Source organism: Nocardia huaxiensis, from assembly GCF_013744875.1.
Taxonomy (GTDB): Bacteria; Actinomycetota; Actinomycetes; order Mycobacteriales; family Mycobacteriaceae; genus Nocardia; species Nocardia huaxiensis.
Map to the genome: position 1 here is coordinate 4854911 of NZ_CP059399.1, position 15183 is coordinate 4870093.

Below are 15183 nucleotides of genomic sequence, written 5' to 3' on the forward strand. Positions count from 1 at the left end.
ACGCGCGGTTTCGTGACCTGCGCACAATCGCGTACTGACATCTCGGGCGAGCGTCCGGCGATTGTAGGGTGGAGGCAGAACACCACCACGCGAGTGGCGGTTGGCTGGTCGACGAAGACAGGCGAGGTGGTCCCGATGGCTCGGAACCGTGACGATGACATGGGGGATTCGTCCGTACGCGGAACCTCCGAACCCGAATTCGCCGCAGCGGTGGCCGCGTTCGAGAATCTCTTCGCCGGCGGGCGCGGCGGCGGGGCGCTGGCCGTATATCACCGGGGGCGTCGCGTGGTGGACGTGTGGACCGGCACAGCCGATGCCGCGGGCACCCGGCCGTGGCGGGAAAACACTGCGGCCGTGACGTATTCGACATCCAAGGGCATCACCGCCGCCGTGGTCCACACCCTGGCCGCGCGTGGTCTGATCGACTACCACGCGCCCGTCGCCGAATACTGGCCGGAGTTCGGCGCGCGGCAAGCGGAAGATCACCGTTGCCGAACTGCTGAGCCACCGTGCCGGGCTGGCCGAAATCGGTTCGCTGGCCGGGAATCTGGACGAATTGCTCGATCATCACCTGATGGAGGAGCGACTGGCCGCCGCCCGCCCCGACCCGCTGCGCATGCTGCCCGCCTACCATGCGATCAGCTTCGGCTGGCTGGCAGCGGGTTTGGCGCGCGCGGTCACCGGAAAAGGGATGGCCGAGCTGTATCGAACGCAACTGGCGGAGCCGCTGGGCATCACCGGCCTGCACCTCGGCGCCCCGCCCGCCGCGGCGGACACCGAGGTCGCCGAATCCTTCGGTTCGGCAACACCTTTCGGGCTACGCAATGCCGACCAGCTGCTGCGGACCGCCTCGCGCACACCTGTGGTCCCCGGCACCGGTTTCATCCGCTCCGTCTACACCTCCGGCGTAGCGACGATGGCACTCGGCCCGGAGCCGGCCCTGCTGCGCAGTGAAATGCCCGGTGCGAACGGCGTTTTCACCGCCCGTGCGGTCGCCGGGGTCTACGATGCCCTCGCCACCGGAACCCGCCTGTTCTCACGCCGCCGCATCGACGCGATCCTGCGCCTGCAGACCCCGCTGCCCGACCGGAACCTGTTGCTGCCGATGGGCTGGCGCCTGGGCTACCACTCGTTCCCCATCCCCGGCGCGCCCAAGGGGTTCGGACACATCGGATTCGTCGGTTCGGGCGGCTGGGCCGACCTCGACAGCGGCCTCGCCGTCGGCTTCGTCCACAACTGGCTCCCCGAGGCGCTGCGCCTGCCCCGTGACCAGTTCGTCCTCACCCGGCTGCTCACCCCGATAGTCCGTGCGGCCCGCGCACGACAAGACCGCATCCCGTCGCAACTGCGGCCCACGGCCTGATCCCGCTTACCGGGCGCATCACCGGCGCCGCTGCCCGCGACTGTTTGCTGGAGATACGCTGTTGGCATGAAGCCGCCTGCGGTCACCCTCGAGAACTACGGCGCCGTGTACGACTACTACCGCGATCACCGGCAGAACCTGCTGAAGGCGAAGGCGGCGTACTGGTTGCTCGGGCGTCGCTTCGCGCCGCGGGTGGGCTTCGCGGCAGGAGCGCGGAAAGGGCTGCGGGACTTCATTTCCGAGGGTCGGCCACTGGTCATCGCCATCAATCACCTCTCGGAGCAGGATCCCTACACGGTGAGCGGGGCGGCGTGGCGCAGTCCGTTGCGGCCCGTCATCGGGCACACCAGGGTGCTGGCCAAACATGAGGTGTTCGCCGATCCCGCGCTCCGGAACACCCTCGACATGATGGGCGGCATGCCGGTATTTCGCAGCAAGGATCATGAGAGCCTCTCGGTGAAGGCCGCGTCGGAGCGGTTGATCGACACCTGCGCGGTGGTGCTGGCGCGTGGCGATAGCGTCGCCCTGTTCCCCGAGGGCACCTGCAACTATGTCGACCACACGCGGGTGCTCGATCTCGGCGGTGGTATCGGGCACATCGTCTGTCGCGCTCGCGAACTCGGCGCGAACCCGGTGCTGGTCAGCCTCGGACTCAGCTATGGCCCCCGGCCGGATCCCGCCGCCGAACTGAGCAAGGCCGATGTCCACTCGGCCAGCTTCTACTTCCGGACGCCGGTCGGCGAACTACCGTCCCAACCCGCCGACATCATGGACGTGGTGCGCGATGAACTGCAGGCCGCGCTCGACGGCGCGGTCGCGAGCTACTGAGCGAAGCGGCGGGTGGCGATGGGTGCGGTGGCGTCAGTCGAATTCGGTGTTGTCCATTGCGGATACGAGGCGGGTGAGGGCGGCTGCGAAATTCTCGATCTGGTCGGATCCCACGGCCGATTCGATGAGTGTGTTCAGTTCCGTCCGGGCCGTACCCAGTTGTGTCATCGCGTCTTTGCCCGCTTGCGTCGGCCATAGTTCCCAGGCGCGCGCGTCCGTGCGGCTGGCCCTGCGTTCGACCAAGCCCGCCGCGGCCAATCGGTTCGCCATGGCGGTGATCGCCGATTCGCGTTGGCGGAGCAGGCTTGCCACTGTGCGCTGGCTGCATCCGGGGTCGCGCACGATCACCGACAGGGCCGCGGCTTGCGCTGTCGTAATGCCTCCCGCCGCTTGGAACAGCTCGTCCGCCAGGCCGCGCAGCGCGGTCGCCGCTGTCTGCAGCTGAAAGTAGACGCGCTGGCTTTGTGCGGGAGATCTGTTGGGGGAATTCATGATTGCCGATACTACACTAGTGAAGTACTGTGCCGGATATGACTCGCACCATCGATGCCTGGGCACAACATCCCAATGCGCGGTTCGTGGCACAGCCGTGGCTTTCCACCCTGCTCCGCTGGACTCGGCAGACAATGAGTGAACCGCCGCCGGTGTCCGCCACCCTGGCCGCAATGGACGAGGCGGGGGTCGATCAGGCGCTGCTGTGCAGCTGGTTCGGTCCGAACGGCCCGCTGATCGACAATGACGAAACCGCCGCGCATGTGCGGGCCCATCCGGATCGGTTCGTCGGCGTCGCTTCCGTCGATCTGCGCTATCCGGTGCAGGCGGTGCGCGAATTACGGCGCGCGGTAAACGATCTCGGCATGGTGGCGTTGCGCGTCGTGCCGTGGCTGTGGAATCTGCCGCCGGACGATCGACGCTACTATCCGCTGCTCGCGGAGTGCGTCGAGCTGAATATTCCGTTCTGCACGCAGATCGGGCATACCGGTCCGCTGTGTCCGTCCGAGCCGGGGCGGCCGATTCCCTATCTGGACACCGTCCTACTGGAATTTCCCGACTTGGTCGTGGTGGGAGGTCACGTCGGCTATCCCTGGATCGACGAGGTGCTCTCGCTGGCGATGAAGTATCCGAACTTCTACGTCGACACCTCGGCCTACGCGGTGCATCGGCTGCCGCAGGGCTTGGTCGACTATCTGCGGGGTCCCGGCCGGACCCGCGTATTGTTCGGCACCAACTGGCCGATGCTGTCGGCCGAACGCTGCCTGCGGAAACTCGACGAGTTGCACCTCGACGACGAAACGCGCGCCTTGTTCCTCGGTGGGAACGCGGCGCGCGTCTTCGGGCTGTGAATCAGAGGATGTAGGGGAAGGCGGTCAGGTCGTTGGCGGCGATTCCCGCGCCCGTTCCCGCGCCGATGACCCCGCCGGTGCCCGCGCCCGCCGTTGCACCCAGCCCGGTGCCGATCACGCCGCCGACGACAGCGCCGATCAGAGCGCCCGGGACCGAGCCGATCAGTCCGCCCGCGACCGCGCCCACGCCGATCCCGACTACGCCGCCGCCGACCCCGCCGAGGACCGCGCCGGCCGCGGTGCCGATGCCGCCGCCGATCACCGCGCCATTGTCCTGGGGCGTGTAGAGGGCAACCGGCTGTACCGCCGATTCGGTGATCGGCTGCGACACAGCGGGTTCAGCGGTCGGACCCTCCGGCAGGTAGTACGCGATCGGCTGTACCGCCGGTGCCGGAGCGCTCGCGGCGATCGGAGTGGAATCGGACTGTGCGACAAGGGATTGCACGGTCACGGGCGCGGGCGCCGGTTGAGCCGAGGCGGTCCCCGTGGCGCCGGCCACCATCAGTGCGGACGGCACCGTCACGGCGACGGTCCGGAGTGCGGCTGAGCTCTGCGATTCTCGCCGGTGGCGGCCTGCGCTGGTCAACGGTGTCCTCTTTCCCGAAAGTTCGATCATCGAACTCTAATGAAACTGCCGGCGAACACTGTCCGCACGTGCGGACTCTCACCTGGAGAGCGATCGGCTATCGCTGGTCGGGGCTGGGTTTTTGGGGGCGATGCTACCGCACCGTGAATCGTGCTTCAGCATAATCGATGCCCTGAGATTCATGGGATTGAGGCAAACGCGTAGCGGGACATACGTTCTCGTGCACCAAGCGAGCGTTCGCTTGGATGTTCAGCGAATGAGAATCACATGAAGACAAGAGTTCTGCTCGCAGCCGCGGCAACCATCGCCTCGACCGGAGTATCGGTGTTTGTCGGCACACCCGCCGCCCACGCTCAGCAAGCGTGCGGCTGGACGGTCGACACCTCGAGCAAACAGCCGTCCAACGCGGTGATGGATGGCCCCTACAGCAGCTACAACCTCTACGACGGAAACTCCACGAGCTGCTCCAAGAAGCCCGGAAGCACCACGCCCGAGGGCTCATCCATCAAGGTCTTCTGCACCGAATGGAACAACTCCGGCAACCTGTGGGTGTACGTCCAAAACCAATCAGGTGTCCGAGGCTGGACTTCCCGATCCAACATCGGCTCCTGGTGGCCTTCGGTTTCCAACTGCTCCTGATCGCGGGCGAGCGTGGGTCGCCACCCCCCTACGCCTGGATCGTGGCGAGGATATCCACGGTTCGGGTGGCGTCCCACGGCGTCATCCGCTGCGACCGGCTGGTCGAATACGCGGTGGCCGGGGCTGCCCGCATGGTGCAGCAGCTTTGCCGAAGTTCTATGCCTGCAACGTAACCCGCGCGGGACACAGTCATCCGGACGGCGTTCCGAGTCGCGCGGCGAAGGCGATGAGATCGGGTGTCGGATGTGGTCCGATCCTCAGTAGGTCGCGGACACAGGTGTGGACGATAGGGTCGGCGGAGACCTGTTCGGGCGTGATCGACCAGGCGTCCTCGAGTGCGGCCAGGGCCTGGGGCACCTTTCGCCGTTGTGTCCAGGCGCGCGCGAGGTCGATGGCCAGGCGGCCGCGGCGTTCACTGGCCAAGTGCACCGCGTCGATGCCTTCCGCGAGTCTGATCGCCGTTCCCGCATCGCCCAATTCGACTGCGGCGGCGACCTCGTGCAGTCGGACATTCGTCGGACCGAATTCGGTGTTGTAGTCGTTTCGGTCCGCGCCGAGACGCGCGGCGGCATGAGCTGCTTCATCCAGGTAGGTTCGTGCGTCCGCTGCGCGGTCGGTGCGCGCGGCGATCATGGCCAATTGCAGGGTCAGCGCACCCCAGATGCTCAATGCTTCCGGAATGTCTTGCTCTGCAAGTGATTCCATGGCAGCCCTGGCGGTGGTAGCAGCGTGCGCGGCCTGTTCGAACCGCTGTGCGCCCTGGAAGACGAGGGTGAGGCGGAATGCTCCTTCGGCCATCAGTAGGGGGTTGTGAGCTCGGGTCGCGGCGTTGATGGCGCGGTCTGCGGCTACCCATGCCGAATCGAACTGTTGGAGTTTGGTGAGTGCTGCCGAACAGGCGTGGTAGCTGCGTGCCAGCATGACGAAGACATCGGAGGGATCGTCCGTGGACAGCGCTGCCACCTCCAACCTCGGCAGTAATGATTCGAGCAGGGAAACCAGCTCGTCGTACCGAGATTCGTGTGCCAGCAGCCACGCGCGTTCGGTTTCGGCGCGCAGCGTTGTGCCCGAGGACGTTTGTGGGTCTGCGGCCAGCGCGGTGAGGGCGAAATTTTCGCTCAACAGCAATCGCAGTGGAACGGCCTCCGGCGGAGCTTGATCCGCGGCGACCGCAGGCGCGCCAGGTGCCAATTCTCCGATCGGAATATCGAGCACCTGCGCAATGCGTTCCAGCACATCGAGACGCGGAACCTTCCGCAATCCGCGTTCGACTTGGGAAATCCACGCTTCGGAGCGGTCGACGAGCGGCGCGAATTCCTTCTGCGACAATCCGTTTCGCGTTCGATACTGGGCGATCTTGCGCCCCAGTTCGAGCGCTTCAGCGTCCGGCATCGGCAGGGATTCCCTTGCTGTCCGCGGGGGTGAGGAACTCGACGCGGGTGTCGATCACGAGAAGTTCCCGCTGTGAAAGGAATTGGAGGGTGTGCGGCTGGCGTTCGTGCTCCTCGAACGCCTCGCGATCGCGATAGACCTCGTAGAAGATCCGCGCCAGCGGTTCGCCGTCGACCTCGTGAGTCGCGTACACCAAGGTTCCGGGCTCGAAATCCGCTATTCCCCTGACTGTTTCGGCGACCAAGGTGTCGAACGCCTGGGCGCTCGCGGTGTCCTTCAGCTCGAACCGTACAACCAGCGCGTACATCGAAAGCTCCTTTGAGCGGTCCCATCACTGCCTGCGCCTGATCGTACGGTCCGCGTACGACCGCGCAGCCGATCCCGCATGATCCACACTTCGATGTTCGCCGCTGTTGTTACTTCCTTGTGCTTGGTGGCTTTCCTCGCTCGATACGCGGGTCTACATCGTGTGGGTCCGGTAACCGGCCGTCACTCGGGCCGTGATGAGTTCACAGTTGCCGCCATTCGTCGGCGGTTGATCGACGAGTGCTCGCCGGATTCTGCGGTCCTGCAGATGGATTCGTGGTTGTCCGCCTGGTCGCACAGCGTTCCCGACGCTCCGCTCACCGTGGCTCAGGCACACGACACGATGCAGATGCACCGCCCGTGCAGCATCGAGAGCTGCGAGCGAAAGCGTGCGGCCTACTGGGTGCTGGTGGAGCATGGCCGAATTCGGCCCGACAGCCGCGTGGAACGGGCAACAGGACGATGAGCTGGGTCAACGATTGCTGCGACGATTCATACGTTGAAGGCGTGCGACGTGCAGAGGGCATCTTGATCATTCACGCCTCCTGCGAACCCCCGTGCCCGAGAGTGCGCGCCGCGAAGGTCTTTCTCGCGCAAGTACGCGAGGAAGCGGCTGAAGGGACGGGAGAGTGATGCGCTCTGGCTTGACCGCCGGTGAGGGAGCATGACTCTGTGCGATGGCTGCCCGGTGTACGGAATTCGCGTCGTCCGGAACGGGCCTCTGCCTGTTCAGACCTTTCGGATGCGATCGATACCGTGTTGAGGCTCTACGACGAATCCGAGTGGAAGAACACGATCGTGGTCCACGGTAGCGCTGTTTACTACCCGCGGGTTCCGGGCCGGCCCGCGCGAGACCTTCTGCCCGATGGTGGTGCGGCGGTGACCGACTGGGGGAACTTCACAGCACGGTTGACGTTGATGTTGACCGCCATGTGCGACAGCGACTGGATCGTGTTGGAAGCCGACGGGGGCCGATTCGCGCGGTTCGGTGTCGGCTTCAGCCGTGACATCCTGTGCGAGATCGCAAGCAACGATGACCTCGACGAGAGATACCGGATGTCCTCTGACGATGAGGCGGCGATGGGGAAATTGGGGTGGAAGGCAGGCAAATACTCCTGGGAGCTCTACCTTCAGCCTCCGATCGCCGAAGATCAGTTCCGCAAGGTTGCGGGAGCGACGGCCTCCGCCTTGCGAGATGTGCTCAAAGTGCAGGAGCCGCAAGAGCTCTCACTCGAGATAGGTAGCCAGAATTTCGGAGAGACCCCGGACGTCTCCGCGATGGGACTTCGAGTTCGTCAATAGTCGACTGGTGACGAGCCGATAGCACCATTGCTCGCCGGGGCGGCTACCGCGGACATCTCGTCGGCTGGGCACACCAGAAGCTGGTGTCAACCCTGGAAATCGTCCGCCGCCGCGAACCGCTCACCGGATTCGTCGTGCTACGGCGCCGTTGGGGCGATTGTTCACGAGCACTCAGCTTGAGCTTAGAACGCCGATCGGCCGATACTGCGTCAACGAACGACGGATAGCGGCATTTCAGTGATGGTTGCCAGTGGTAGCAAATCCGGCGATCTGCCGACTCTCGCGGATCGGCCCAGTGAGCCGCTCGGATGTCAACGGAGCCAAGGAACTCCATGCTGAAGACAGTGCGCCGATCAGGCATTCCAGACGATCGAATTGTTGTCGGCGGGGTCTGCCACCATGACCGATATGGCGACAACCGACCCCCTGACATCATTTCGGTGGCTCGACGCATCCGAGAGCCGAGCGGAGCCGCTGGGCGAGATCTTCAGCGTCGGGTTCTTCCACGACCTGGACCCGTCGGAGGTGGTGCGCCGCTTCAGCAAAGGCAACGACTCCGGCCAGGGCTCGGACTTCGAAGGGCTCAACCACAGGGTGGCCGAGTTCCTCGCCAAGACTGGCGGCGTGCACGGCGGCGGTCACGTGGGCGTGTTTCGGGCCGGTGCATGGAGTGTGGCCATCGAACCGGTCGGGTGGTGGATGACCGACCGCACGGCGCTGGCCGAGTTATCGCGAGGCTGTTCGGTCCTGGCGATCACCATCCACGGCTACGCCGAGCACAGCCTCGAGTACGCGGTCGACGGGACGATCGTGACCGGCCATCGACTGGAGCACCCGCATGACCGTTGGGGCTGCGACCCTGACCGGCTCAACGACTACATGCGCGAGCTGAGCATGGATCTGGAGCCGGACCTGACCGACAATGACCATATTTCTGACCCCGAGGACGACGAGAGCGACTACGACCCCTGGGACATCAGCTACAGCAGCCCCGTGCCGAGAGCCTTCGCCCTGGCGGCAAAGGTCACCGGAGTGTCGTTCACGGCAGACATGCTGGACCAGCCCATGCTCATCGGCCCCACCGACTACCGATGGACGCCTCCCGATCACACTGCCGCTTGACCCCGCGCGCTTGCTGATGCGACCGCTGAAGTCGTAGAACGCATCTCGGTCCGCTCGACATCCACGGACAATGACCGTCGGATGAGGGCGCTACGCGGCATGTGCGGATGTCTGCAATGGCAGGTAGAACTTCCTCGTGAACGCCGTGAGTGAACATGACTACCACGCCCTCGACCTTCACCTGCGGCGATTCTGGCCGGACCGCGAGTTCGAGGACTTCCAATGGGCCGCCGGGCCGATCGGACAGGTTCTGCCCAGATTCCGGGTACGCCGACTGGCACCGTCCAACCCCGACCAGGGCTGGACCTACGTATCGATCGGGGCGTTCGAGATCCATGCCGGACAGCGTGTGGAGTTCGTCATCGAGTCCCCGGTGGAATCGCCCGCGCATGTCGAGTCGCTCGCGGTCATCGCCCATCATCATGCGACAACAGCGCATCCACTGCACCTGGGGCGTTTGATCAACCTGGGACGACCTTGGCTGCGGGAATCCCTGGCCGAGGGGTTCATGGTCAACCTTCCGTACCCGTGGGGGCCAGAGCTCGAATGGTGCGGACTCGCGAATGGTGAACGGGTACAGCTGCTCTGGCTGGTACCCATCACCCCTGCTGAATTCCGGTACGCCGAAACCGAGGGAACCCCAGCGCTCGAAGATCTCTTCGAGGCGCACGCGGTGCACGTCACGGACGCCGGTCGACCATCGATCCGCTGAACACGGGCTGGCCGATACCGGAGGTGCTGCGTCACAGTCGTTCTGGCCCGACTGGCGGTCCGCCGCGGCCTCTTCAAGCGGCCCGATCAGCGGCATTTCAGGACGTTGGCCAGGCATCGAAGCCGGTACCCTCCCAACTCCCGCGTAACATCTGGTCATCATGAATGGTCGGGATATCGTCGCTACAGGTTCATGGCTGTATGACAATCTCATCGCCACACCGGTGTTCGTCGTCCGTCTCGACCACGACTTCTGGTACGAGCTGGGCAAGGAAGACGGCACGCTCGACGCGGACGAAGAACCGCTTCTCGATCCGACCGGGCACGCCTACTACGTCTCCTTCAAAGCCCTGCGCGACGAGGCGCCGTTCTGGCCTGACTCCGGACCGCACCATTCGGTTGAGGAGGCACGAAAAGCGGCTGAATCCAGGGTGCCCTGTCCGATCATTTGGCAATCCAGCGAACCGCTTCTCCCGCCGCCTGACACACGTCGCAGCCCGCCCTGACATCGGCATTACAGGATGGGCGGCCGCCATCGCCATGATCGACCTGCGTCGAGAATCTGGAACACGTTCGTTGAGAACCCATGTGCCCGGCCGTCCTGCCACACGATGTCTGCGGAGATCGCCCCGCGGGCTCAGAGGTTGAATCTCGAGCTCAGAGCAGGGGCATCAGTGCCGGGGGTTGCCAGGTGCCGTCGAGGGCTTCTGGCTTCGGGGCGTAGATGCGCATGGTGAGGGTGAATTGGCCTTGGGTGGGGATGGGGAGCCAGTTGCCTTGGGGGACAGACGCGTCGGGGGCGGTGGGTTGGATGGCGAGGTCGATCGAACCGTCGGGGTTGGGGTGGACTGTGGTGGAGCCTACGGCGTAGGTGGCGGCTTCGTTGGGGACGAGGTAGCCGCCGCTGGTGTAGGCGGTGATGGACCAGAAGGCGTTGTTGGGTGGGGTTTGGCCGGCGGGGAAGTGAAGACGGTAGCGGAGGGTGGGGGTGGCCACGCCGAGGGTGTTGAGGTAGATGGCGTCTCGGGGGAGGTTGGCGCCGAGGCCGGTGTGGGCTATGGCGGCGCGGGAGAGGTAGTCGGTGCCGTAGACGCCTATGACTTCTGGTGTGAACCAGCGGTTTTCGGCGCCGGTGAGGATGCTGCTGTAGAAGCTTGTGGTGATCTGGCGTTTGGCCAGTTCGGCGGCGAGGTCGAGCAGGGCTCGGGGTGCGGTGGCGGTGTAGCGGCCGGGGGTGATGCCGAGGGTGGCGAAACGTGCAAGGGCGGGGGCGTCTTCGGCGGCGGGCGGGTTGTCGGCCATGATCGTGCAGAGGCGCTGGAAATAGGTGGGGGCGTCCATGGCTGCGACGATGTCCGGGGGTTTGGTTGCGCCGCCGAGTTGTTGCATGCCCGTGATGGTCGCGCCGGGGCCTGCGGAACTCCAGGTGCTCAGCGGGCTCAGGCGCAGCTGCTGCTGTATCTCGTTGACGGCGGGGATGTCTCCTGCGCCTTTGGACTGGATGCGGCCGATGAGCCAGGCGGTATCGGTGGCGACCGGCAGGGGAGTGATACCTGCGGGCAGGCTGCCGTTCCAGGTCGGGCCGGTGACCGCGTAGGTGTAGGGGGCGCTGGTGGTGCGCGGGTCGATGCTGCTCGGGTCCTGGAAACTGTTGGTCCACATGTCGAGCACCTGCATCAGCCAGTAGCGGTCCGGCATGGCCGGAACACTCAGCAGCACAGGCTCTTTGCGCAGATCGAGCCAGGCCAGCGAGTACAGCGTGTCGAGGTTGGGGCGGACCACGTAGGTGCTGTCGGGGGTGGGCAGAGCGGTGGCGTGGGCGATGGTGTTGACCGGCAGGTGCGCGGCCGCGGCCTCGCGGGAGGCGTCCATCAGCACCAGGGGATAGCCGAAGATGTAGGCCTGCACGGCGGTTGCCAGCACGTCGGTGTCGGCACTCGCGTGCCCGGCCCGCACGCTCAGCCCGGAACCGGCGAGGGCGGCCGCGCCGAGTGCGAGCATCGAACGTCGGGAAATCGGCCGCCGGCCGGTCATCTCGGATCCTCTCGGTGAACCTGCGCGCCGAATGATGGCACAAGATCGACCAAGGCCGCACTGCGAAGCCCGGCGGATCCCGGTGAATGGGCCGCACGTGGGCTGAGGGGATCGAGGCGGCGCGTGGAAGTAGGGCAGCGCGCGGCTCGGTGCTATTCCTCGCAGGCGGCTTCCTGGCCGGTGGCATCCAACCCGAGCATTGCCAGCAGGTATTTGCAGTCCTCGGCGTCCAGGGCGTGACTGGCTACGGTGATGGCCGCCGAGGCGTTCTGCCGAGCGCAGGCGGCCTTCTCGGCGGCGCGTGCCGCGGTGAATTCGCTCTGTTCGGGCGCGAGAGTGGTGTGCGGTGTGGAGGTCATCGGAAGCCTTCCCGGGGATACGGCGGGTTGCCGTATCCGAATGGCTCGGGTCAACTCCGTCTACTGGCACCCTACGGGGTGTGCCGCGCTGCTGAGCAACATCACCCGGATGCTTCAGACATCCAGGCTGTCGTCGGGGAGAACGGTGGGGACGATCGGGAGGACGATGGGGCCGCCGACCGGTGGGACGTGGGGGATGAGTTCGCCGGATTCGGCGAGGATCAGCAGGTTGGGGAGCGTGTAGGGTTCCGCGGCGGTCATGGAGACCTGATAGCCGAGGTCGGCGAGGCTGGCCACGGTGACGGCGCTGATGGGGTTGCCGGGGGCGGCGATGAAGCCGGACATGAGTTCGTTGCGGAAGACGGTTTCGCGCCAGTGGCCCCCGGCTGTGCCTGGGCCGCCGGTGTTTTCGACGGGGACGGGTTTGAGGTCGGCGTCGGGGCCGAGCAGGGTGCGGTATTCGGCCATGGCGGCGGGACCGGTGAAGGTGGGGTTGGTGGTGCCGGCGTCGCGGAGCAGGCCCTTGCGGGTCCAGATGGTGCCGATGCCGAGGACGTGCCCCATCTCGTGGGTGATCACGTCGCCGAGGGTGCCATTGTCCTGCATGGCGGCGAGGTCGGCGGTGTCGAAGGACATGATGCCCTTGGCCGGAAGATGCGCGGCGGCGCCGGCGGCGGCCGGGCGCAGGTGGGTGGGGCCGGCCTGGCCGAGAATCTGTCCGGCGCCGTCGATTTCGGCGCCCTGCGCGAGAATGAGCACATCGTCGACGACCTCGCCGTCGACGACCACACTGGGCAGATCGCCGACGATGACGCGCACCCAGCGGTCCGCCGCCGCTTTGAACGCGTCCTTCTGCGGTTCGGTCAAGCCGCCCAGGAACCGGACGGTAATGGTGAACGGTGTGGTCTCCACGCGACCCTCGAGGCGGCTCAAACCTGCCTTGGCCTCGTAGGTTTCGTAGTGGGTCATGATGGCGCTCCCCTGAATCGATGTGTCAGCCGGTGCGGTCCAACTGCTGCCGGATGGCCTGGGCCACCGCCGGGTGCGCGAGGTACTCGGCGATGTCGTGCGCGCGGTCCTTCGGATTCTCCACGGCGAACTCCGTGAGTGGGGAACCCCAGGCCCGGCGCAGCGGGCAACCGATCGCGATCGGATCGCCCGCATACCAAGTATTGACCCAGTCGACGACCCGGGTGGGCCGGACGGGTCCTCCCACCAGGAGCTTCTTATAGACGGCATCGAGGCCGAGCGGGCTGCCGGCGGTGACGAGCATGGACACCTTCAGCTCACCGGGCAGCCGGGTCAGCAGATCCATGGCGACCACCGTGCCGAGGCTGTGACTGACCAGCACGAGATTCCCTGCGGCAGGGACGGTTTGGAGCACGGTGTCGAGGACGGCCCGGCGGGTCCTCTCATCGTCGAGGTAGTCCGCGACATCCTTGAAGATCCTGGCGATGAGGAGGCTGTCCAGTCCGCTGCGCGCCGCGAGCCAGGACAGCTGATCGTGCAGTGAACCGATCACGCCGCTGCCGATCTCCCGCAGGCCCTCGGATTCCATTGGGGTGGAGGACAATTGGTCTGGCATACCGGCGTGCTGTGCGGCTTCGGCGACGATCCGCTCATAGAGTGCGGTCGTCTCGCCGAGGGTTTCAGGGGCCGCCGAGCGCTCGGCGAGAACATCGCCGTAGAACGGGAAGTGGACGTCGGCGGAATCCACCGGCCCGAATCCGGCGAGCGTGAGGCCCTTGTTCAACCCCGCCGTCCACGTGCGCCGCAACACCACGGGATCACGGCCCGCCTGACCGCGGCCGTGCAGGAACAACAGTTTGTTGGTGCCGCCGAAGGCCGCCGGTCGCGCGATGAGCCCGCGCGGCACCGCCTCCGGCGCGCGCATCGCCACCGGAGCGGGCGGCGGTGCTGCCGGAACAACCGCTTCCGTGGTCCGCCACGCGGCGGCCCCGAGCTCGGCCAGCAATGCGCGCTGCGCATCGTCCAGCCGTTGGGCGGCAAGGTGTTTCAGGATCACGCTGATCCGCACGCCCTCGTTCGCGATCCACTCGACCGTGTCGTCGCTGTCGCCCGGCAGCCACGGCCGGCCGTCCTTGCGCACCGGATTGCCCTGCGCGTCGGTCCTCGGCACCCCGGAATGGTGCAGCGCCACCACTTCCCACTGATCATTGAACACCGGCGACCCCGAACTCCCACGCTCGGTATCGGTCGAGTAGTGCAGGAAATCGTCGAGTTGCAGATCGAGCCGATTCTCCCGAATCGAGATCTCCTTGAGCCGCCCCATCGGATGCCCCACGATATTCATCGATTCGCCGACGACGATCTTCCCCTGCTGTGCGATGAGCCGATTCCACCATCCGACCACCGAACCGGCCGTCGCCCCATTCGCATTCGGCGTGACGAGCACCAGCGTGAAATCCAGATGCGCGTCGGTGAGGAACAGTGTGTCCGGATCGAGGCGGAAACGAGCCGACGCGCCCGGCACATTCTCCACCGTCATCTCGGCCCCGAATTCGATCACCGCCGCCCGCGCGGTATCCCGGTCCGGCAGCACATGATTATTGGTCAGCAACAATCGCGGCGACACCAATGACCCGGTCCCATCCGGAATTTCGCGCCCGTTCTGCAGCAGCGAAATCCGCGCGACCGCGGTGGCCGCCCGCACCCCACGCGGCAGAAAACTGGCCGCCTGCAACTGCGTCGCCGCCCCGATGATGCGCTCCAGCGCGGCGATCCGCCCCAGCGGCTTCTGTCTGCCCAACTCGACCAGCGCCTCCGCCGGCACCTGCCCCTGCGCCAGCAGCCGATCCGCCCGAGCCGTGATCTGCTCGGCACTGTCGACGACCGCGCTCCCCGTACTCCTGCGCTGCTCCTCGACCGCCCGCCGCTCGGCCTCGCTCTCCGCGTACCGCCGCCCCGCCCGCTCCGCCTGACTACGCCGCGCCGCGTCGAGCTCCCCAATGTTCATCACACACCCCGCCCTGCTTTCGAGCTACCTGGAACTCAATCCTCCGCGCGGCATCGCCGCTGGTCACGAGTAGTCCTCTACTCGTAATAGGAAGGAGCGCGGTCCGTGAGGCGGGCAGTGTGTTCCGGCGACGGCCCGGGCGGTATCGGCTGAGCCGCTACCGGGCCTGAGGCTCGGCCTCCGAAGTCCCAGGGGCCGACGGGTTTACATCGTTAATGAAA

15 protein-coding genes and 1 pseudogene are annotated in these 15183 nt (G+C 66.0%); 8 read left to right on the top strand and 8 right to left on the bottom strand.

The features are described 5' to 3' along the window. Nucleotides 1–159: 159 nt before the first annotated feature. Nucleotides 160–1363 (top strand): annotated as a pseudogene (locus tag H0264_RS38720) (serine hydrolase domain-containing protein). 66 nt (nt 1364–1429) lie between these two features. Further along, entirely contained in the window at nt 1430–2191 is a 762-nt protein-coding gene (locus tag H0264_RS21915; RefSeq protein WP_181579265.1) for a lysophospholipid acyltransferase family protein, read from the top strand. A gap of 33 nt (nt 2192–2224) precedes the next feature. Here the strand turns inward: H0264_RS21915 and H0264_RS21920 are convergent, their stop codons facing one another. Beyond that, nucleotides 2225–2683 (bottom strand): MarR family winged helix-turn-helix transcriptional regulator, encoded by a 459-nt coding sequence (locus H0264_RS21920; protein WP_181579266.1) that lies wholly within the window; start codon nt 2681–2683, stop codon nt 2225–2227. A gap of 38 nt (nt 2684–2721) precedes the next feature. Here H0264_RS21920 and H0264_RS21925 point away from each other — a divergent pair, with 38 nt between their 5' ends. Further along, nucleotides 2722–3534: an amidohydrolase family protein gene (locus H0264_RS21925; protein WP_181579267.1), complete on the top strand. Its 813-nt coding sequence runs from the start codon at nt 2722–2724 to the stop codon at nt 3532–3534. 1 nt (nt 3535) lies between these two features. Here the strand turns inward: H0264_RS21925 and H0264_RS21930 are convergent, their stop codons facing one another. Then, nucleotides 3536–4057: a hypothetical protein gene (locus H0264_RS21930; protein ID WP_181579268.1), complete on the bottom strand. Its 522-nt coding sequence runs from the start codon at nt 4055–4057 to the stop codon at nt 3536–3538. Between the two features lie 330 nt (nt 4058–4387). Between H0264_RS21930 and H0264_RS21935 the strand changes: the two genes are divergently transcribed. Further along, complete coding sequence (locus H0264_RS21935; RefSeq protein ID WP_181579269.1) at nt 4388–4759, top strand: hypothetical protein; 372 nt, start codon at nt 4388–4390, stop codon at nt 4757–4759. 189 nt (nt 4760–4948) lie between these two features. On the opposite strand, the gene H0264_RS21940 is transcribed toward H0264_RS21935, so the two are convergent. Together H0264_RS21940 and H0264_RS21945 are read right to left on the bottom strand one after the other, a co-directional pair. Continuing rightward, the gene (locus H0264_RS21940) at nt 4949–6151 is read right to left on the bottom strand and encodes a helix-turn-helix domain-containing protein (RefSeq protein WP_181579270.1); all 1203 of its coding nucleotides are present in this window, start codon (nt 6149–6151) and stop codon (nt 4949–4951) included. Next, the gene (locus H0264_RS21945; RefSeq protein WP_181579271.1) at nt 6138–6458 is read right to left on the bottom strand and encodes a putative quinol monooxygenase; all 321 of its coding nucleotides are present in this window, start codon (nt 6456–6458) and stop codon (nt 6138–6140) included. The genes H0264_RS21940 and H0264_RS21945 overlap by 14 nt, the downstream gene beginning before the upstream one ends. A gap of 755 nt (nt 6459–7213) precedes the next feature. Between H0264_RS21945 and H0264_RS21950 the strand changes: the two genes are divergently transcribed. From H0264_RS21950 to H0264_RS21965, 4 genes are all read left to right on the top strand, one after another. After that, a complete protein-coding gene (locus H0264_RS21950) occupies nt 7214–7759 on the top strand; it encodes a TY-Chap domain-containing protein (RefSeq protein ID WP_181579272.1) in 546 nt (181 codons plus the stop codon). 399 nt (nt 7760–8158) lie between these two features. Continuing rightward, complete coding sequence (locus tag H0264_RS21955) at nt 8159–8881, top strand: DUF6461 domain-containing protein (RefSeq protein ID WP_244975910.1); 723 nt, start codon at nt 8159–8161, stop codon at nt 8879–8881. Nucleotides 8882–9026: 145 nt separating this feature from the next. Continuing rightward, on the top strand, nt 9027–9593 hold the full coding sequence (locus tag H0264_RS21960) for a suppressor of fused domain protein (protein ID WP_220139807.1): 567 nt from the start codon (nt 9027–9029) through the stop codon (nt 9591–9593). Nucleotides 9594–9753: 160 nt separating this feature from the next. Next, nucleotides 9754–10098: a hypothetical protein gene (locus H0264_RS21965; RefSeq protein WP_181579275.1), complete on the top strand. Its 345-nt coding sequence runs from the start codon at nt 9754–9756 to the stop codon at nt 10096–10098. Nucleotides 10099–10249: 151 nt separating this feature from the next. On the opposite strand, the gene H0264_RS21970 is transcribed toward H0264_RS21965, so the two are convergent. The 4 genes from H0264_RS21970 to H0264_RS21985 all read right to left on the bottom strand — a co-directional run bounded on the left by H0264_RS21970 (nt 10250) and on the right by H0264_RS21985 (nt 14962). Next, nucleotides 10250–11626 carry a DUF1254 domain-containing protein gene (locus tag H0264_RS21970; protein ID WP_244975911.1) on the bottom strand — a complete coding sequence of 459 codons (1377 nt, stop codon included), beginning with the start codon at nt 11624–11626 and terminating at the stop codon, nt 10250–10252. A 152-nt stretch (nt 11627–11778) separates the two neighbouring features. Next, nucleotides 11779–11985: a hypothetical protein gene (locus tag H0264_RS21975; RefSeq protein ID WP_181579276.1), complete on the bottom strand. Its 207-nt coding sequence runs from the start codon at nt 11983–11985 to the stop codon at nt 11779–11781. A gap of 114 nt (nt 11986–12099) precedes the next feature. Next, a complete protein-coding gene (locus tag H0264_RS21980) occupies nt 12100–12954 on the bottom strand; it encodes a leishmanolysin-related zinc metalloendopeptidase (protein WP_181579277.1) in 855 nt (284 codons plus the stop codon). 25 nt (nt 12955–12979) lie between these two features. Further along, complete coding sequence (locus tag H0264_RS21985; protein ID WP_181579278.1) at nt 12980–14962, bottom strand: S1 family peptidase; 1983 nt, start codon at nt 14960–14962, stop codon at nt 12980–12982. Nucleotides 14963–15183: the final 221 nt, after the last annotated feature.

Excerpts from the sequence above, each read along its gene's own strand:
- H0264_RS21965 (WP_181579275.1), top strand. The coding sequence starts at position 9,754 with ATGAATGGTCGGGATATCGTCGCTACAGGTTCATGGCTGTATGACAAT.
- H0264_RS21985 (WP_181579278.1), bottom strand. The coding sequence starts at position 14,962 with ATGAACATTGGGGAGCTCGACGCGGCGCGGCGTAGTCAGGCGGAGCGG.
- H0264_RS21940 (WP_181579270.1), bottom strand. The coding sequence starts at position 6,151 with ATGCCGGACGCTGAAGCGCTCGAACTGGGGCGCAAGATCGCCCAGTAT.
- H0264_RS21925 (WP_181579267.1), top strand. The coding sequence starts at position 2,722 with ATGACTCGCACCATCGATGCCTGGGCACAACATCCCAATGCGCGGTTC.
- H0264_RS21980 (WP_181579277.1), bottom strand. The coding sequence starts at position 12,954 with ATGACCCACTACGAAACCTACGAGGCCAAGGCAGGTTTGAGCCGCCTC.
- H0264_RS21935 (WP_181579269.1), top strand. The coding sequence starts at position 4,388 with ATGAAGACAAGAGTTCTGCTCGCAGCCGCGGCAACCATCGCCTCGACC.
- H0264_RS21945 (WP_181579271.1), bottom strand. The coding sequence starts at position 6,458 with ATGTACGCGCTGGTTGTACGGTTCGAGCTGAAGGACACCGCGAGCGCC.
- H0264_RS21915 (WP_181579265.1), top strand. The coding sequence starts at position 1,430 with ATGAAGCCGCCTGCGGTCACCCTCGAGAACTACGGCGCCGTGTACGAC.
- H0264_RS21975 (WP_181579276.1), bottom strand. The coding sequence starts at position 11,985 with ATGACCTCCACACCGCACACCACTCTCGCGCCCGAACAGAGCGAATTC.
- H0264_RS21970 (WP_244975911.1), bottom strand. The coding sequence starts at position 11,626 with ATGACCGGCCGGCGGCCGATTTCCCGACGTTCGATGCTCGCACTCGGC.
- H0264_RS21920 (WP_181579266.1), bottom strand. The coding sequence starts at position 2,683 with ATGAATTCCCCCAACAGATCTCCCGCACAAAGCCAGCGCGTCTACTTT.
- H0264_RS21955 (WP_244975910.1), top strand. The coding sequence starts at position 8,159 with ATGACCGATATGGCGACAACCGACCCCCTGACATCATTTCGGTGGCTC.